Source organism: Pseudoalteromonas sp. TP27, from assembly GCF_056470645.1.
Map to the genome: position 1 here is coordinate 42,584 of NZ_JARDAK010000019.1, position 18,532 is coordinate 61,115.

Below are 18,532 nucleotides of genomic sequence, written 5' to 3' on the forward strand. Positions count from 1 at the left end.
TATTTACAGGCGGAAGAATCGCGCTGCATCTCCTTGGCTTAAATTAAGTGCCTTAGCTACATCTTGGCTAATGACGAGAGTATGTTTTGCATGATTGTAATGTGCGTCTTTGGTAAAGGTTGCTCTAAAGCCACTTACACCTTGATTACATACAGCCAGCGTATCAGAGCTATTTTGTGATATGTGATCAAGCTCACCAATTGTTATAGGGCAAACTTGGGAGTCGCGAATACTGCGAATATTACCAAGTTTTGCTTCAACCGTTGGACCTGCGTCAAATAAGTCAACGTAGCCTCTGTGCTCAAAACCTTCTTTTTCGAGTAGCTTTAGCGCAGGTTTTGTTTTTTCATGCACATGGCCAATAACGGCTTGGGCTTTTTTGCTAAGCAAGTTCACATAAATAGGATATTTAGGCATTAATTCGCTAATAAATACCTTATCGCCTAAGCCCACTAAGTGATCCGCTTCTGGAAATTCGATACTAAAAAAATGCTCTTGAAGCCATTGCCAAAAAGGTGAGTGCCCATCTTCGTCGCTCACGCCGCGCATTTCTGCAATAACAGTATCGGCAAAACGCTCGCTATGCTGCGCCATAAACAAAAAGCGTGAACGCGATAAAAATCGGCCCGTTAGCCCTTTGCGGCTGTTTTCGCGCAAAAACAATGTGCATATTTCAGAGCAGCCTGTGTAGTCGTTACACATACTTAAAATATCAACGGTGTTATATACATTTAAAGTAGGCGAGTGATGAACTGTTTTACCTAAATGATAATGATACAAAGGCACCGACAAGCCCACTGCGGCTTCTATCGCGGTTGTGCCAATAACGTCACCTGTTTCACTGTCTTCTAAAACAAATAAGTAGCTTTCATCTAACGGCTGATTGATGTTTTTAGCGAAGCTTTTTTCAGCGCGTTCAATTTTTTCTTTTAGCTGTGCATCATCAACAGGTAAAGAGGTAAATCCATGGCCTGATTCAATCGCAATTTGTTTAAGTGCGTCAAAATCATTGGCAGTAATAGGACGTAATACTTGCATTAATTACTTGCTCCAATAGCACGCCTGTAGGCGTGCTAACTTAAACTATATTAACCGTTTACTACATCGCTAACGGCTTTTTCAAAGCGCGCTAAGCCTTCTTTAATATCTTCAAACGGGATAACTAAAGATGGCGTAAAGCGAATTACATTCATGCCAGCTACAAGGTTCATTAAACCATTATTAGCACTGGCTACTAAAAAGTCGCGTGCACGGCCTTCAAATTTATCATTTAGTACTGCGCCAATTAATAAGCCTTTACCGCGTACTTCACTAAACACGTTGTATTTTTCGTTAATTGCATTTAAACCATCACGGAATAACTGTTCGCGCTCTTTAACACCATTTAGTACATCAGGTGTATTTACGGTATCAAATGCAGCTTCGGCTACGGCACAAGCAAGTGGGTTACCACCGTAAGTAGAACCGTGCGTACCAATTTTTAAATGCTCAGCAATGTGTGTGCGAGTGATCATAGCGCCAATTGGAAAACCACCACCTAATGCTTTTGCAGTTGTTAAAATATCAGGTACAACTCCTAAGCCTTCGTAAGCGTATAAATCGCCTGTGCGACCAACACCTGTTTGTACTTCATCAAAAATAAGTAGCGCGTTATGTTTAGTACACAGTTCACGTACTTTTTTAGCAAATTCATCTGTTGGTGAAATAATACCGCCTTCACCTTGCAACGGTTCCATCATAACTGCACATGTTTTATCGCTGATCAGCGCTTCAAATGCAGCAATGTCGTTAAAGTCACAATGTTCTATGTCAGCAGGTTTTGGACCAAAGCCATCTGAGTAAGCAGTCTGTCCGCCAACGGTTACGGTAAAGAAAGTACGTCCGTGAAAGCCTTTGTTAAATGCAATTATTTGCGATTTTTCAGCGCCGTACACGTCAAGTGCAAAACGACGGGCTAGTTTAAGCGCCGCTTCGTTTGCTTCTGCACCTGAGTTTGCAAAGTAAACTTTGTCAGCAAATGTTGCTTCAACCATTTTTTGAGCCAAACGAAGCGCTGGCTCATTAGTCATTACATTTGATAAGTGCCAAATTTTTTCGCCTTGCTCTTTTAATGCTTTAACAAGCGCCGGGTGACAATGACCCAAACAGTTAACGGCAATACCACCTGCAAAATCAATAAACTCGTTGTTATTTTGATCCCATACACGAGAGCCTTCGCCACGAACAGGAATAATAGCTGAAGGGTTATAGTTTGGTACCATTACGTCGTTAAATAAGTCTCTTGTTACTTGCATTTTGTACACCTAAATTGAATGGGCTTAGATAAATGATTCGCTGCTAAATTAAAGAAGAATATAGCCTTTATTCTTCAGCAAACACGTTATTATTTCTTGTAGGGGTCATTATCGAAGGTTAACAGTTAAATTTGCAGTGCTATTTTGTGAAAAATGGTTAGAATAAAAGTCAAATTAACGAAATAAATACGCATTATGATAACTCTACAAGACGAGAAACTACTTTCTGTACTAAAAACAAACGCTAGAGCCAGTATTTCTGACCTTGCTCGCATGCTCGATTTATCTCGTTCAACAGTACAAAGCCGTATGCTTAAATTGGAAGAAACAGGCGTAATTAAAGGGTATAGCGTTGATTATGGGGATGACTATTTAAGTAAAATGGTATCAGCTCATGTGTCTATTAAGGTTAAGCAAAAATTAACGACAAAAACGAACATAGAGCTTAAGCAAATAGATGCAATTTCACAGCTTTATGCCATAAGTGGTGAGTTTGATTTAATTGCTGTGGTACAAGCGCAAAATCTAGAGCAGCTTAGTCATTTGCTAGACGATATAGGTAATTTAGATGGAGTAGAGCGCACTACATCGTCTGTGATTTTAGAGACCAAATTTAAGCGCTAGCATAGCTTTTATCTTGTACAACATACTTTTTTTGTTTTTGTTGAGGAAATCTAAATATAGCTAAATTTATACCCAAAAAAATGTTTAAATCATTGTCTTTTCAGGATTTAATGTTAGAATTTTGAATAACAAGGAGTTAATAACTTGATACACGGATGTTTATAAGTATCCTCCCTTATGTATTCACGTAAACAACCTCAATAAACTTTATATTAGAAGCAATACTTATAGTCTTGTTTCAAAATGGAAGTAGTTTTGCTACAGCATTAAGGAAAATGATGAAAAAAATAATTATACTAATAGTATCAGTTATATTTGTTGGCTATTATTTAAACGCAAAAGCGAGTCAGAGCTCATTAAATAAAGAGACTGAAGTTAAAACGTTCAGCGATATATACTATAAACTTGAAACGTCCTCTGTAAGTATTGATGAAATTATAATTGGTGCTACTGAGTTCGCTTTAACAATGTGTGCAGATCGAGCTTATCAAGAAGTTTTAGGTAATTCGGTTCAAAGTTGTAATAAGCATTTTAAAATGACAAAAGGTACATGCGCGAGTTATTTAATTAAAAGCTCTCACAGGGTGTATAAAGATAAAACAAAAGTAACTTTATTAGCAGAGCGATTTATTAACTGTGTAAGTTAGTTATTTTTGTAATACATTGTTATGCGTTGGCCATGCTTTTTTGTACGATTAACTACACTTGTTTTAATTCCTGTAATAATTAGCAATGGATTATGCCTGCACTGCTTTTCTTTGTGTTACTTGGCTTATCAGAGCCTTTAAAATTTGACTCAAATTTACCAACAATTGCTCCCTACAACGCGGGTAATCAAGTCCAGTGTATTTTATTTGAAATGGAGGCCTCATTTAAGCTTCAAACCCTCCCTTGGCTGCGTGCACAACGAGAAGTGAAATTACCTCGCCGATATTTTTAGAAAGATGGTATTGGTTAACTCATCCAAATAGCATTAATAAACCTGAAGATAAAATGCATTACGGTGCTGTAAGGGGGAGTTATCAGGCTAACTGGCTTAAATCAAAAAGTGTTTCAGTACATGTAGAGGTAAACACTTTAGAGGAGTTAGTTAATATTTTTCATCATCAAAGAGTAGATAGAATATTACTCGATTTAGATGATTTTGAGCTCGTAGTGTCTAAATTGAGTATTGATAAAGCAATATACGATAAAGAATTTTTTCGTTATGTGCCCTTAGGCTTGTTTGCATCAAACTCTTTATTAAAATGTCATTCTGAGTTTATGGAACAGTTTGATGAAAATATAGGCACTTGCTCTCATGCTCCCTTTGCGTTGTCTAATTGTAAAAAAACGCAAGTTCTAAATTTAATATATAAGCAAGTTAAAGCATTAGTGAGTTTGCCTAGATTAGCAGAGGAAATACTCATTATACCCATTCCAATAAATAGCTGATCTATTTTACTTGCTAAAACAACCCATTTTTTTGTTGTAAATTTCGCAAAGGGAACAACCATTTACATCAATTTACGCCTAGAACTGAATTATTTTTTCGGCGTAAAATTTAGATCACATACTTATACCAATCCGCAATAATACTTAATCATTTTACGGGGCTAAACGTGTCGCTACCTGCGTTAAAAAATTCTCAATTAGAACAACTAAATAGCGAATTTTTTGCCTGGCTACCAACTCGTTTTTCCGCCCTCAAGATAGCTCACTTAATTAAGCAGATTGGTATTAGTAATAGCTTACCGTTAGCTGAAGATGAAATACTTGATCGTGATAAAAGATGGGAAAGTGAAATTAAAGAAGGCAAATCCAAGTTAGGGGTGCGATGCTAAATCAGCCTTTATCTAAAAAGTTAAAAAATGGAAGTCCTTATTTAATGGTGCTGTTACCGAACTTACCCTCACCGATAACCAAGGTGAAAATATAGCTATGAGTAAATTAACAAGTGACTATTGGCAAGGTGATGAAGATAAATTTAATAAAGTATTTACGCACCTCGATGATTATTACTTTAATACTGTTGAATGCGATGCATCGACTCACCACTTCCAAGAGCAGTTAAGTATACCGGTGTTTAATAAAAATTATAATCATATTGGGGTATTAATATTGGGCATAGACGTAGAGAAAATGCTGCATTCAACGACTAACTACCCACAGTAAATACCTCAAAGTTATACTAAAAATTATTCTGAAGCATTTTTAAGGTTTGGTGCTCTGCGTATAACTTCTTTGGTTGCTTCATCTAATTTAATAAAATAAGCATTACCGCCAATACCTTTAAACTCTTCATCTGTAAATACAATCGTGTTGTCATCAAAAAAGGTGACTGCTTCTTTTTGAGTAACAATCCCTAAGTCTATTTTTGATACATCACCAGAGAAAAACTTATCCCCTTTAAAGTTTTCAAATAACCAAAGACTGGTTGAATCCAGTAATACTAGTTTTTTACGATCGGGGCTGAGCGCTGCAGAGGTTATCCAGCATAGTTTTTCAAGCGTGGTACACGTTTTAAAAGAGTCAACTAGTTCTGCATCAAAATTAGCAGCATGATCGCCTACCTTATATACATTTGTGATCCCATCAAATGGCTCAGTTCTATTTTTAGTAAATAGGTATAAGTGACGCCCCAGTGCAACAAAAGCTTCTAAATCATAGTTACGCTTATCGGGCTCTACAGGTGAGTCATCGAGTTCAGGATAGGTAAATTTGATTATTTCGGCTTGAGTAGTGTCGCCTTTAATATCAATAGGGTTTTCTATTTTATAAATAGTGAGCCATCTACGATCGTTTTTGTTATTGCCAAAGTCACCTAAAAAAAAATGCCCAAATTTGTTTTGAGTCATGTCTTCCCAGTCTATGTTTTTAGCATTCTCCACTAAGATTTCTTTAGCTATAGAGCCATCTTGATTGAGGCGGTAAAGCTTAGGTTCATTGCCTCCGTCGTTAATAGCCCATAAACGTTTGTGCTTATCAAATTCAATACCTGATATTTCTTTTAATTTAGGATCAACTGAGATTTCTTTTTTACTATAAAGGGTATAGATTGAAGAACCAACAAGTGTGGCTATTATTAAAAAGATGATGGCTATAGTTATAAAAATGCTTTTTTTCAACATGAAAATTATGATATTTCAGAGTATTAAGATGCTGTGTATTATCGCTGATGAAAGTACATAACAAAAGAATTTTATAAATTTAGGCAATACTTTTGGATTGTTTAAGGTTAAATTCGGTTAAATAAATAAAATGTGATGCCTACCTAGTTGGTTCAAAAATTGCTCTGTACTAGTGAGCTTTTTAAAATAGATTGTTTATATACTAACCGCACTTTTTAGGTGCAGAAAAAATGAATTGTTGCACTGTAATAATGCGTAAATAAAGTTTTGGTTAACTTATGACGTGTTTAATGATTTTGAATGGAATCCACATCGCCTTTTTGTTTAGTTGTATGGCCTGTGGCAAAGATTAAGTACCCTTTTTGGTTTAGTTGGAGCCTGCTATGTTGAATAAACGTTTTTTTAAAACAAAAGATGAAGCTGAAGTAACCTTTGAGTTTTCTCATCCTGAGGCAGAAGAAGTTTGTTTATTAGGTGAATTTAATGATTGGCAACCTGTGCCAATGAAGCTTAATAAAAAACAAGGTGTGTTTAAATTTAAACAACGACTCCCTATTGATCAGCAATTCCATTTTCGTTATTTAATTAATGGCGATATTTGGGATAACGACCACCAAGCTGATGGCTATATTGGTAATACATTTGGTACAGAAAACAGCATAGTAAATACTCAACGCACTAATTAAGGCGATTCAATGGATGCTCTTTCGCAGTTGTTTTACCTGCATGGTATTGGCTTTGAATTCACTAAGTATACAGGTGAACAGGTGTTTTTTAGCGAAGATACGCGTAAACGTGCTTTGCAATGTTGTGGTGTTGATACAAATAACGAAGCGCAAGTAACTCAACTAACTTATGATTTAGATGCATCGCTTTGGCTAGATTTAGTGCCCAGTGTGAGTTTAGTTGATCAAAATACGTGTTTGTTAAAGCTTCGTATAGACGAACGCCAGCAATATTTAGCCGCTAACATTAATATCCCTTCTCTTGGGATGAATATAGCGGTCGAGAACCTTTATAATTTAGCGGTTACAGGTGAATATTACTTACATGACGTTCGCTATATTGAGCTAGCACTACCTATAGACACTATGCCAATCGGCTATCATGACGCTAATGTTCAGGTAGGTGAGCAGCAGGCTATTACACAAATTTGGTGTGTGCCTGAGCAAGTTTATCAAGTTGAAGATGCAAAGCGCACTGGATTATCTATTCAGCTTTATACGTTAAAAAATAAAGCGAATTTAGGTATTGGCGACTTTGACGATTTACTAACGCTTACAAAATTATGTAGCTCGCAAAATATGGATTACATATTACTTAATCCATTGCATTTGTTATTTGCAGATATGCCAGAGCGCGCAAGCCCTTATAGTCCTAATAGTCGTGCTTTATTAAACCCTCTCTATATATCTATAGCGTTGTGCGAAGACGCACAAAACAATGCTGAGCTTAATACCCAGATGCAACGAGATGATGTAATCGCGTTATTGCAAAGCAACGATCAGTTTATAAATTACGAAAATGTAAGCCGTATAAAGTATGCGTTATTTGAAGCGCTTTATAACCAGTTTGAACTAACAGCAAGTGATGAGCGTCGCCATGCTTTTACAGATTTTTGTAATACACATTCTACTACGTTAAATACCCTCGAATCAGATAACGTAACATTTGATTATTACCTGCAATGGCAAGCACATATTCAATTGGCACTGTGTCAAAAAAGTTGTGCAGAGCTAGGTATGGCTATTGGCTTAATAAATGACTTAGCTGTTGGCTGTGCGGGGGATGGAGCCGAATTTAAAAATCAAAAAACACTGTTTAGCCAAGGTGCAAGTGTAGGTGCTCCTCCAGATCCATGGGCTGAAGCTGGCCAAAACTGGGGGCTTCCAGCCCTCAATCCCCAAAGCCTTAGTAATAATTATTACCAATTTTATCGCTCGCTCATTCGCGCAAACATGCAAAATGTAGGTGGACTTAGAATTGACCACGTTATGGCGATTAGACGCCTATGGTGGTGCTTCGAAAACAATGGCGAACAAGATGGCTGTTACGTTTACTACCCGTTTGAGTACTTACTCGCGGTTTTAAAAATTGAATCGCATATTAATCAGAGTATCGTAATTGGGGAAGATTTAGGCGTTGTACCGCCAGAGGTAAGACAGGCTTTGGCTTTAAGCGGTATCTTTTCTAACAGCTTATTTTATTTTGAAAAACAACACAGTGGTGAGTTTTTATCGGTAGGTGAGCTAGCAACACATTGCTTGTTAATGATAGCCAATCACGATGTTCCTCCATTTACAGGCTGGTGGCAGTGTGATGATTTAAATATTAAGCAACAATACAAGCTTATTACTGATGATGAATACGCGCAATTAAAGCAACAGCGAATAGAAGAGCAACATAGGCTACTACGATTTATTAATCGCCATACCAATACAACTGATCTTTTGTTACATAGCGATGCAATCGAAGTTTATAACGCACTAGCATTGTGTTTGGCGGGTTCTCAATCGCGTTTATTTGCAATACAAATAGATGATTTAGATGAGCAGCAGTATCCGGTTAATATCCCCGGGACAGACAAAGAATATCCTAATTGGCGACGTGTATTAACGCATACCAGTGAAGAAATTTTTACCAAAAACGCCTCACTTTTAGCTGCTATCGATTCAATAAGGAAAGATTAAATGAGCAGTAAAATTAACAAAAAATCGCCTGCACAGGACAGCTCAGAACTTGCTAATTCAGTACAATACAGTTCAGTACAAGACAATTCAGTACATGAAAATAGTTACGATGCACAAGTGCATGCATTAAGTGCAGGGCGTTTTAAAGACCCATTTAGCTTTTTAGGGGCACATAAAACAAGTGCAGGTATTGAAATTCGTTTTTACTTACCAACGGCATTAAACGTAAGTGTTACATTAAATAATAAAAATATTGAAGCACAGCGCTATCAACAAAGTGACTTATTTATAGCCAAGGTTGATGCACTACCCACTGCGCCTTATCAATGTATTGCTCAGTACACAAATAGCAGCGTTACCTTTTATGATGAATACAGCTTTGAAAGCACACTTGATGCACAGGCCATGTATTTATTTAATGAAGGCAGCCTCGAACATGCTTACTCTCATTTTGGTGCACATTTTAGTACTCAACAAAACGTAGAGGGTGTGCGCTTTTGTGTATGGGCGCCTAATGCTGCAAGTGTCTCTATTATTGGTGAGTTTAACTTTTGGCAAGCGAATCGCCACTTTATGCGCTTTCACCCGGCAAGTGGTGTATGGGAATTATTTGTACCGGGTCTTAAAGCCGACATGTGCTACAAATTTGCAATTACCGCTCAAAGTGGAGAAGTACTTGAAAAAGCCGACCCCTATGCATTTAAAATGCAACAAGCACCTGGTACTGCAAGTGTACTGCAGTATAAACCAGAACCTATAAAGCTTAGCGCTCAGGCACTTCAAAACAGACAAAAGCGTAATCATATTGATGCGCCAATTAGTATTTATGAAGTGCATTTAGGCTCATGGCAACGCGCTGAAAGCAACCGCTATTTAAGTTACGCAGAGCTTGCTGACAAACTCGTTAGCTACGCCCTTGAAATGAATTTTACCCACCTGCAACTTATGCCAATAAGTGAATACCCGTTTGATGGTTCGTGGGGTTATCAACCCGTTGGTTTATTTGCTCCTACTAGCCGTTTTGGCGACTACAACAGCTTTAAATACTTTGTAGAGCAGTGCCACAAAGCTAATTTAGGTATTTTACTTGATTGGGTACCAGGGCATTTTCCTAGTGATCCGCATGGCTTGCACCGATTTGATGGCACACATTTATATGAACATGCCGATAAGCGCCAAGGTTTTCATCCTGATTGGAATACCTACATTTATAATTACGACCGCCCTGAAGTTAAAAGCTTTTTAATTTCAAATGCTATGTATTGGTTACATCAATTTGGTTTAGATGGTCTGCGGGTAGATGCCGTAGCCTCTATGTTGTATTTAGATTACAGCAGAAAAGAAGGCGAGTGGGTTCCTAATTGCTACGGCGGGCGCGAAAACTTAGGTGCAATAGAGTGCTTAAAACAAGTCAATATGCGCAGCTACAAAAACAACCCAGGCATTATGATGGTGGCTGAGGAGTCAACAGCATGGCCGGGTGTCACTCAAAGTGTTGAGCATAACGGTTTAGGTTTTGGCTATAAATGGAATATGGGTTGGATGAACGATAGTTTGCATTACATGCAGCACGACCCGCTTTATCGTCAGCATCATCATCACGAGATGACTTTTTCGATGGTATACGCCTTTAGTGAAAACTATATATTGCCATTAAGTCACGATGAAGTAGTACACGGGAAAGGCTCGTTAATTGAAAAAATGCCAGGCGATGATTGGCAGAAATTTGCAAACTTACGCGCTTACTACGCATTTATGTGGGCACATCCGGGTAAAAAGCTCTTGTTTATGGGCGGCGAAATTGCACAGCGAAAAGAGTGGGGGCACGATCATTCTATCGATTGGCATTTACTTGAGCACCAAAGCCATAACGGGGTAAAGCAAACCGTAAAAGCGCTCAATACCGTTTATAAAAACCAACCCGCGTTGTATGAGTTAGATTCTAGCGCAGCTGGTTTTACCTGGATAGATAACAATAACAATCAGCAGAGCATTTTAAGCTTTGTTCGCTATGCTAAAAACGCAAAAGACTTTGTGGTTGTTATTGCTAACTTTACCCCCGCGTCATATGAAAACTATGTTATTGGCGTACCGAGTAAAGGACGTTACAAGGTTATTTTAAATACTGACGACACTCAATTTTTTGGTTCAGGCGTTGAGGTAGCTAAAGATTCATCGCAGATAGTTAATGCTATCGATGAGTCAAATCATGGCTTTAAACACAGTATTTCAATTGCCATTGGTGGCTTAACCACTATTTACTTACAGAAGGTTGATGATGAGTAACCAATTTGATGTAGCCGCAGGTAATGTAGAACCGTTAGGTTCTAGTATTATTAATAACGGGGTTAACTTTGCGCTTTATGCGCCAGGTGCAAGCCAAGCTTATGTGTGCCTGTTTGACAAAAGTGGCCATTCAGAAATCCTAAAAATGGCGATGAATATCAACGAAGGGGGTATTTGGAGTATTCATATTTCGCCATTAAGCGCAGGCGCACTTTATGGTTTTAGAGTTGAGGGTGAATATAACCCTAAAAATGGTCAATTATTTAACGAAAATAAGCTACTTATAGACCCGTATGCAAAAGACTTGTTTGGTGAGTTTACTTGGAGCGAACGCCATTACGGGCAAATGCCAATTGGTACGAAAAGTTGCGTAAATAATGCGATTGATATACCTAAATCAAAAGTAGCGGCTCCTACTTTGTATGCGGATAAAAAGCCAAATCATCGTTGGTCAAACACGGTTATTTACGAGTGTCATGTTAAGGGCACCACGTGTCGTCATCCTAAAATCCCTAAATCTCTTCAAGGAAAGTTTTTAGGGTTAAGCCACCCAAGCTTTATTGAGCATTTACAAAGCTTTGGCGTTACAGCCGTTGAGCTTTTACCTGTACATTCTTTTATTAGTGAGCAATTTTTAACTGCAAAAGGCCTACAAAACTATTGGGGTTATAACACGCTTAATTTTTTTACCCCTCATAAAGACTATTTGGTAAACGACGATATAAACGAGTTTAAGCAAATGGTGCGTGAGCTTCATGGCGCCGACATAGAGGTTATTTTAGATGTTGTTTATAACCATACAGCAGAGGCGGGGGCAGATGGCCCTATATTATCGTTAAGAGGCTTTGATAACTTAGCGTATTACCGCACAGTAGAAGGGCAGCCTGATGTATATATAAACGATACTGGCTGTGGCAATACCATAAATATTGATCACCCTAAAACACTGCAACTGGTACTCGACAGCCTTCGTTATTGGGTTGAAGTAATGGGAGTTGATGGTTTTAGGTTTGATTTAGCGACCATTTTAGGGCGCTCGAAAGCAGGCTTTAGCTCTGCGCATACTTTTTTACAAGTGGTAGCTCAAGACCCAGTGCTAAACAAGGTTAAGCTAATAAGCGAACCTTGGGATATCGGCCCTGGTGGCTATCAGTTGGGTGCATTTCCGCCGCCGTGGCGAGAATGGAACGATCAATACCGCGATGTAATTAGACGTTTTTGGCAAAGTGAAACAGGAATTATAGCAAGCGTTGCAAAACGTTTGCATGGATCGTTTGATATTTTTGAGCACAGCCAGCGTGGACCACTCAATAGTATTAACTTTATAACGAGTCATGATGGTTTCACGCTTGCTGATTTAGTGAGTTATGAGGAAAAACATAACGAGGCTAATGGTGAACAAAATCGAGATGGGCACAGTGCAAATCATTCGTTTAACTGCGGGGTTGAAGGTTTTACCAGTGACTCAAAAATAAACGCACTGCGCTTACAACAACAAAAAAACTTTTTACTTACTTTGATACTCTCAAAAGGTGTACCCATGATTGCCGCTGGCAGCGAAATGGCGCACTCGCAAGGGGGGAATAACAATGCTTATTGCCAAAATAATCGTACGAGTTGGCTTGCCTGGAAAGATTCTCAGCTTAATCATTCGCTAACACGATTTATTGATGACGCGTTAAAAATTAGACGCGCACACAGTGCGTTTAAACACAGTGTATTTTTAGATGATATAGACGAGCGTTTTACCGTTAAGTGGTTTACCGAACAAGGTAAAACCATGACCGACGCTCATTGGCATGAAGATACCAGGCAGTTTTTAATGTATAGCTTACTTGATAAGCAAAATAATCATGCATTACTAATGATTTTTAATGCCAGTAAAAAAACAGTTTTTTGCCAAATGCCGCCTTCGCCTATTAATGCACCGTGGCAAATGGTTTTATCAAGTGTAAATAATGCATCTGTGAGTAGTAATGAAGATGCGATGGTTGAAATTACAGCACAAAGCAGCTGGGTTTTTAGTGCCAATTTAGAGGATGTAAGTCATGGCTAAACAAAGTGATCAAGTATGTGTAGTAAAGGGCTGGCAAGAAGGTCCTGTTATAGATGAAAGTACGCTTAAAGATGACTTAACACGGCATTTTTATTATACCCTCGGGCGCGATAAAATTGGCGAGTCGCAGCATTATTTATATCACGCATTAGCGCTTACTATTCGCGACAGACTTGTTGCGCGTTGCAGAGAAACAAACCAGCAAATTAAGCAAAATAAACGCCGTAAAACAGCCTATTTATCGCTTGAATTTTTAATGGGGCGTGCACTTGGTAATGCCGTTTTAAATTTAGATTTAGACGAGCAAGTAAGCTCAGCGCTACAAGAATACTGTACAACAATAGAAACGATTGAAGATGCCGAACACGACGCAGGCTTAGGTAATGGTGGTCTGGGGCGTCTTGCGGCTTGTTTTTTAGATAGCTGTGCTAGTTTGGCATTACCGGTAATTGGTTATGGCCTTCGTTACGAATACGGCATGTTTAACCAATCAATCAAAGATGGCAATCAAATTGAGCAACCAGATAATTGGCTACGCGAAGGACACCCGTGGGAGCTAAGCGCACCAGAGCACGCTAAACGTGTGAAATTTGGCGGCTACGTGCAAAGTTACACAGATAAATTTGGCCGAGAGCATCGCCAGTGGATGAGTTCACAAGATGTATTAGCAGTCCCTTACGACGTTCCTGTCCCGGGTTATAAAAACAATATTGTAAATACGTTACGCTTGTGGAAATCAGAAGCGACGGATGAATTTAACTTAACCGAATTTAATGCCGGTAGTTACTCAGAAGCCGTTGCACAAAAAAACCTAGCTGAACAAATTACCATGGTGCTGTATCCAAACGATAGCAGCGAAAATGGTAAGGAGCTTAGGTTGCGCCAACAATACTTTTTATCATCTGCGAGTATTCAAGATGTAGTAGATCAATGGGTTTCTCAACATGGCGAGAGTTTTAGTGACTTTGCTGATTTTCATGTTTTTCAGTTAAACGACACGCACCCAAGTATTGCCGTTGCAGAGCTGATGCGCATTTTAATTGATGATTACGAACTTGACTGGAACGATGCTTGGCAAATCACTACTAAAACAATGGCCTATACAAACCATACGCTACTTCCTGAAGCGCTTGAAAAGTGGTCAGTTTCGTTATTTTCAAAGCTATTGCCACGTATTTTAGAAATAGTTTACGAGATAAACGCACGCTTTTTAGCACAAGTAGCACAGCAATGGCCGGGTGATGTTGAAAAACAACGTGCCTTATCGTTAATTGAAGAGGGCGACGAGCCGCAAATTCGTATGGCTTATTTAGCCATTGTAGGTAGTTACTCTGTAAATGGCGTAGCGGCACTGCATACCGAACTTTTAAAAGCGGGCTTATTTAAAGAGTTTTACGCGCTGTGGCCAGATAAGTTTAATAACAAAACCAACGGTGTTACACCAAGGCGCTGGCTTGCGCATTGTAATCCTATTTTAAGTGAATTAATCAGCGAAAAAATTGGTCATGGCTGGGTTAAAGACTTTTCAACTATTAGTGACCTACGCCGCTTTTTTGATGACAAAGCATTTCATGGGCAATGGCAAAACGCTAAACGAGAAAACAAACAACGTTTAGTTGATTTAGTTAAGGCGCGCTGCGATGTAGATTTTGACGTATCGATGATGTTTGACGTACAAGTAAAACGTATTCACGAATACAAACGTCAGCTATTAAACATACTTCATGTGATTCATTTATACGACCGTATTCGCCGTGGTGATACGCAAGGGCTTGTTCCTCGCTGTGTTTTATTAGGTGGTAAAGCAGCACCGGGTTATTACATGGCTAAAAAAATTATTAAGCTTATTAATAACGTGGCAGAGGTTATAAATAAAGATCCGTTAGCGGCCCCGTATTTACGCGTCGCCTTTTTACCTAATTACAACGTAACCGCTATGGAAGTGATTTGTCCTGCAACCGATTTGTCAGAGCAAGTATCTACCGCAGGCAAAGAAGCGTCTGGTACTGGCAACATGAAGTTTATGATGAATGGTGCATTGACGATAGGCACGCTAGATGGTGCTAACATTGAAATTAGGGACGCTGTTGGCGCAGATAATTTCTTTTTGTTTGGCGCACAAGCGCATCAAATTGATGATATTAAATCGCGTTACAACCCTGAGCACTTAATCGCACAAAATAGTGATTTAAATAATGTAATGCAACTACTCGACAGCGGTCATTTTAACTTGTTTGAACCGTGCTTATTTGACGATATAACCAATGCAATTAAAAGCCCGCACGATCCATGGCTTGTAGCGCATGACTTTGAGAGTTACGTAGCTGCTCAAAAAGAAGTAGATAAAGCGTACGCAGATCAAACCTACTGGACACAAATGAGTATTTTAAATACGGCAGCTAGTGGAATGTTTTCAAGTGATAGAACCATAAGCCAATACAGTGAAGACATTTGGCATTTAGAACCCCTCAATATTAGTGAAACAGACTTAACGACAACTAAAAGCCATGCCACTAACAGCCTAGACTAAATGGAGAGAGTATTATGCCTAATTATGCAAATCGCTACATAAGTAGCTTAACCCGAGAAACTTACGCGTTAATACTGGCAGGGGGTCGCGGCTCTCGTCTGCATGAGCTAACCGACTGGCGAGCAAAGCCCGCAGTTTACTTTGGTGGTAAGCATCGAATTATCGATTTTCCACTATCAAACTGTATTAACTCGGGAGTGAGACGCGTTGGTATTGCCACACAATATAAGTCGCATTCACTCATTCGCCATGTAAACCGCGCGTGGGGGCACTTTAAAAAAGAGCTGGGTGAGTCGGTTGAAATACTCCCTGCATCTCAGCGCCAAGGTGATGATTGGTACTGTGGCACCGCAGACGCTGTTTTTCAAAACATAGATATTATTCGTCACGAGCTTCCTAAATATGTAATGATTTTATCTGGAGATCATGTGTATCGCATGGACTATGGTGCTTTACTGGCTGAACACGTGCAAAAAGGCGCAGATATGACCGTATGTTGTATTGAAGTGCCCGTAGAGGAAGCCGCAGATACGTTTGGTGTAATGACCGTTGATGAGCAAAACAGAGTGTGTCGTTTTGATGAAAAACCAGCAATGCCGAGCTCCGTACCGGGTAAGCCAGGTACCTGTTTAGCATCAATGGGGAATTACATTTTTAATACTGAATTTTTGTTTGAGCAACTTAAAAAAGATTCTGAAAATGAAGGCTCTGGCCGAGATTTTGGTCACGATATTATTCCGGCGATTATAGAAGAGCATAATGTATTTGCTTTTCCCTTTAGAGATCCAAACCAAGAAGGGCAACCTTACTGGCGCGATGTAGGTACGCTCGATTCATTTTGGGAAGCTAACATGGAGCTGGTAATGCCAGAGCCACAACTTGATCTATACGACCCAACGTGGCCAATATGGACATATCAAGAGCAACTACCACCTGCTAAGTTTATTTTTGATGACGAAGATAGGCGCGGTATGGCATTAGACTCAACTGTGTCGGGTGGGTGTATTATTTCGGGCTCTGCAGTAAGAAAATCTTTATTGTTTTCTAATGTGCATGTTCGCTCATTTTGTACCATTGAGCAGTCTGTTATTTTACCTGGCGCCATTATTAATCGGGGCTGTAAAATTAAGCGCGCAATAATAGATAGAAGCTGTGAAATACCGGCAGGTCTTGAAATCGGTTTTGACAAAAAAACAGATGAAGAAAACGGCTTTAGGGTATCTAAAAAAGGCATCGTTCTTGTTACCCGTGATATGCTCACTGAGCTTGCAAAAAAGTTAGAGCGCCAAGCGCGTGAGAATAAAAAGCTAGCGTAACAATAAGTTAAGTAAGCACGACAACAAAGCTTGCTCATTTATGAGCAAGCCCACACAGATTTAAAGGAAGTAGTAAATTAATGCATGTATTAATGGTTGCAGCAGAAAATGACGCGTTACCAGGCGCAAAAGTAGGCGGTGTGGCAGATGTAGTACGCGATGCACCTAAGGCGCTCGCAAAGCAAGGTATAACGGTTGATGTTGTTATTCCTGACTACGGGTTTGAGCCGCTTGAGCGTATTTATATAGGTGAAGTAACCGTTGCATTTAATGCTCAACCCCATGTATTAACACTTTTCAAAATAGAGCAACCACAAAGTAATGTAAGCCAATTTGTTATTAGCCACCCGTTATTTAGTGAATCAGGCAGTGTATATTGTAATGATGCACCGGGGAGGCCTTTTGCAACCGATGCCACAAAATTTGCTTTATTTAACGCAGCTGTTTGTGAAGCTTTATTGCAAGGTGTATTAAAGCGACCAACAGCGCTGCATTTACATGACTGGCACAGCGCCTGCGTTGCCGTTTTACTTAAGTTTGAGCCACGTTATAGCTCACTTAATACCTTACATATTGCTTACACGGTGCATAATATTGCACTGCAAGGGATAAGACCTTTTAAACACGACGACTCAAGCTTAGAGGCGTGGTTTCCGTCACTTAGTTATAATGGCCAACAACTATGCGACCCGCGTTACCCTCATTGCTTTAACCCTATGCGCAGTGCAATTAATCTATGCGATAAAGTACATGTTGTATCGCCAACCTACAGCCAAGAGGTTCTTGAACCTAGCAATTACGAGCATGGTTTTTTTGGTGGTGAAGGACTTGAGCAAGATCTTCAAAATGCAGCAAGCCAAGGTAAGCTTGTAGGTATTTTAAATGGCTGTGAATATCCAAGTAACACTTTAGAAGAGGCTACAATCGCTGATTTTTATAGCCAAGCAGAAAACACATTGTTTGGTTGGATGGCAAATAGCGAGCAGTTACAAAGCGGCTATTATATAGCCCATCAACGACTACAACAATTTAAAGCTACGGCTAATGATGGGCCACTAGTCACAAGCGTTGGCCGGCTTACAGAGCAAAAGGTTTTGTTGTTGTGCCAGCAGGTAAATGGAACTTTAGCGATTGATAAAGTGTGCCAAGTAATTAATGAATATAACGGCAGGCTTATTGTTTTAGGCTCGGGTGACAAAGAACTCGAGAGCATATTTACCAAAGCAATGGCACGTAATTCCAATCTTTTATTTTTGAAAGGTTATGGTCAAGGTGTTGGCGATTTAATGTATCAACTAGGTGACTTATTTTTAATGCCAAGCTCATTCGAACCCTGCGGTATTAGCCAAATGCTGGCTATGCGTGCGGGGCAGCCATGTTTAGTTCACAGTGTTGGCGGATTAAAAGACACAGTAAAGCATCATGAAAATGGATTTAGTTTTAATGGCGATACGTTGGCAACGCAAACGAGTAATTTAATTAGCTGCTTAGATGAAACTCTATCACTTAAAAAGTATGACCCAAAAAAATGGCATAGGATAAAAGAAAATGCAAAGCAAGCACGTTTCTCATGGGTTAAAGTAGCTGCTGCTTACATCGCGCAATTATATAGATAAACTGTTACAA

Annotated in this window: 15 protein-coding genes; 12 read left to right on the plus strand and 3 right to left on the minus strand. The window is 39.2% G+C overall.

All coding sequences use genetic code 11. From position 1 onward, the window contains the following. Positions 1-3 precede the first annotated feature (3 nt). Together astA and PX700_RS17865 are read right to left on the minus strand one after the other, a co-directional pair. On the minus strand, positions 4-1,038 hold the full coding sequence (astA, locus tag PX700_RS17860) for an arginine N-succinyltransferase (protein ID WP_007580762.1): 1,035 nt from the start codon (positions 1,036-1,038) through the stop codon (positions 4-6). Positions 1,039-1,088: 50 nt separating this feature from the next. Then, entirely contained in the window at positions 1,089-2,294 is a 1,206-nt protein-coding gene (locus PX700_RS17865; protein WP_415637041.1) for an aspartate aminotransferase family protein, read from the minus strand. 195 nt (positions 2,295-2,489) lie between these two features. On the opposite strand from PX700_RS17865, the gene PX700_RS17870 reads away from it, so the two are divergent. From PX700_RS17870 to PX700_RS17890, 5 genes are all read left to right on the plus strand, one after another. Continuing rightward, positions 2,490-2,918: an Lrp/AsnC family transcriptional regulator gene (locus PX700_RS17870; RefSeq protein ID WP_165741137.1), complete on the plus strand. Its 429-nt coding sequence runs from the start codon at positions 2,490-2,492 to the stop codon at positions 2,916-2,918. A 278-nt stretch (positions 2,919-3,196) separates the two neighbouring features. Continuing rightward, positions 3,197-3,565 (plus strand): hypothetical protein, encoded by a 369-nt coding sequence (locus tag PX700_RS17875; RefSeq protein ID WP_415637040.1) that lies wholly within the window; start codon positions 3,197-3,199, stop codon positions 3,563-3,565. 244 nt (positions 3,566-3,809) lie between these two features. Further along, positions 3,810-4,352: a hypothetical protein gene (locus PX700_RS17880; RefSeq protein WP_415637039.1), complete on the plus strand. Its 543-nt coding sequence runs from the start codon at positions 3,810-3,812 to the stop codon at positions 4,350-4,352. A gap of 167 nt (positions 4,353-4,519) precedes the next feature. Further along, on the plus strand, positions 4,520-4,741 hold the full coding sequence (locus PX700_RS17885; RefSeq protein WP_415637038.1) for a hypothetical protein: 222 nt from the start codon (positions 4,520-4,522) through the stop codon (positions 4,739-4,741). A 97-nt stretch (positions 4,742-4,838) separates the two neighbouring features. Then, positions 4,839-5,072, plus strand: coding sequence for a hypothetical protein (locus PX700_RS17890; RefSeq protein ID WP_415637037.1), 234 nt, complete (start codon positions 4,839-4,841; stop codon positions 5,070-5,072). A gap of 23 nt (positions 5,073-5,095) precedes the next feature. On the opposite strand, the gene PX700_RS17895 is transcribed toward PX700_RS17890, so the two are convergent. Beyond that, on the minus strand, positions 5,096-6,028 hold the full coding sequence (locus PX700_RS17895) for a hypothetical protein (RefSeq protein ID WP_415637036.1): 933 nt from the start codon (positions 6,026-6,028) through the stop codon (positions 5,096-5,098). 383 nt (positions 6,029-6,411) lie between these two features. Between PX700_RS17895 and PX700_RS17900 the strand changes: the two genes are divergently transcribed. From PX700_RS17900 to PX700_RS17930, 7 genes are all read left to right on the plus strand, one after another. Beyond that, positions 6,412-6,714, plus strand: a complete 303-nt coding sequence (locus PX700_RS17900) for an isoamylase early set domain-containing protein (protein ID WP_369619955.1) — start codon at positions 6,412-6,414, stop codon at positions 6,712-6,714. Between the two features lie 9 nt (positions 6,715-6,723). Then, positions 6,724-8,718: a 4-alpha-glucanotransferase gene (gene malQ, locus PX700_RS17905; RefSeq protein WP_479521463.1), complete on the plus strand. Its 1,995-nt coding sequence runs from the start codon at positions 6,724-6,726 to the stop codon at positions 8,716-8,718. Beyond that, complete coding sequence (gene glgB, locus PX700_RS17910) at positions 8,719-11,004, plus strand: 1,4-alpha-glucan branching protein GlgB (protein WP_479521464.1); 2,286 nt, start codon at positions 8,719-8,721, stop codon at positions 11,002-11,004. It begins immediately after the preceding gene. After that, positions 10,997-13,060: a glycogen debranching protein GlgX gene (glgX, locus tag PX700_RS17915; RefSeq protein ID WP_479521465.1), complete on the plus strand. Its 2,064-nt coding sequence runs from the start codon at positions 10,997-10,999 to the stop codon at positions 13,058-13,060. Before glgB ends, glgX begins: the two co-directional genes overlap by 8 nt. Continuing rightward, the gene (locus PX700_RS17920) at positions 13,053-15,590 is read left to right on the plus strand and encodes a glycogen/starch/alpha-glucan phosphorylase (RefSeq protein WP_479521466.1); all 2,538 of its coding nucleotides are present in this window, start codon (positions 13,053-13,055) and stop codon (positions 15,588-15,590) included. The genes glgX and PX700_RS17920 overlap by 8 nt, the downstream gene beginning before the upstream one ends. 14 nt (positions 15,591-15,604) lie before the next feature. Then, positions 15,605-16,906, plus strand: a complete 1,302-nt coding sequence (gene glgC / locus PX700_RS17925; protein ID WP_415637031.1) for a glucose-1-phosphate adenylyltransferase — start codon at positions 15,605-15,607, stop codon at positions 16,904-16,906. An 80-nt stretch (positions 16,907-16,986) separates the two neighbouring features. Then, positions 16,987-18,522: a glycogen synthase gene (locus tag PX700_RS17930; protein WP_479521467.1), complete on the plus strand. Its 1,536-nt coding sequence runs from the start codon at positions 16,987-16,989 to the stop codon at positions 18,520-18,522. Positions 18,523-18,532 lie beyond the last annotated feature (10 nt).

Bases quoted from the DNA above. Each gene is read 5' to 3' on its own strand.
- glgX (WP_479521465.1), top strand. From the start codon at position 10,997: ATGAGTAACCAATTTGATGTAGCCGCAGGTAATGTAGAACCGTTAGGT.
- glgC (WP_415637031.1), top strand. From the start codon at position 15,605: ATGCCTAATTATGCAAATCGCTACATAAGTAGCTTAACCCGAGAAACT.
- glgB (WP_479521464.1), top strand. From the start codon at position 8,719: ATGAGCAGTAAAATTAACAAAAAATCGCCTGCACAGGACAGCTCAGAA.
- PX700_RS17870 (WP_165741137.1), top strand. From the start codon at position 2,490: ATGATAACTCTACAAGACGAGAAACTACTTTCTGTACTAAAAACAAAC.
- PX700_RS17930 (WP_479521467.1), top strand. From the start codon at position 16,987: ATGCATGTATTAATGGTTGCAGCAGAAAATGACGCGTTACCAGGCGCA.
- PX700_RS17890 (WP_415637037.1), top strand. From the start codon at position 4,839: ATGAGTAAATTAACAAGTGACTATTGGCAAGGTGATGAAGATAAATTT.
- astA (WP_007580762.1), bottom strand. From the start codon at position 1,038: ATGCAAGTATTACGTCCTATTACTGCCAATGATTTTGACGCACTTAAA.
- PX700_RS17865 (WP_415637041.1), bottom strand. From the start codon at position 2,294: ATGCAAGTAACAAGAGACTTATTTAACGACGTAATGGTACCAAACTAT.
- PX700_RS17920 (WP_479521466.1), top strand. From the start codon at position 13,053: ATGGCTAAACAAAGTGATCAAGTATGTGTAGTAAAGGGCTGGCAAGAA.
- PX700_RS17895 (WP_415637036.1), bottom strand. From the start codon at position 6,028: ATGTTGAAAAAAAGCATTTTTATAACTATAGCCATCATCTTTTTAATA.
- PX700_RS17875 (WP_415637040.1), top strand. From the start codon at position 3,197: ATGAAAAAAATAATTATACTAATAGTATCAGTTATATTTGTTGGCTAT.
- PX700_RS17900 (WP_369619955.1), top strand. From the start codon at position 6,412: ATGTTGAATAAACGTTTTTTTAAAACAAAAGATGAAGCTGAAGTAACC.
- malQ (WP_479521463.1), top strand. From the start codon at position 6,724: ATGGATGCTCTTTCGCAGTTGTTTTACCTGCATGGTATTGGCTTTGAA.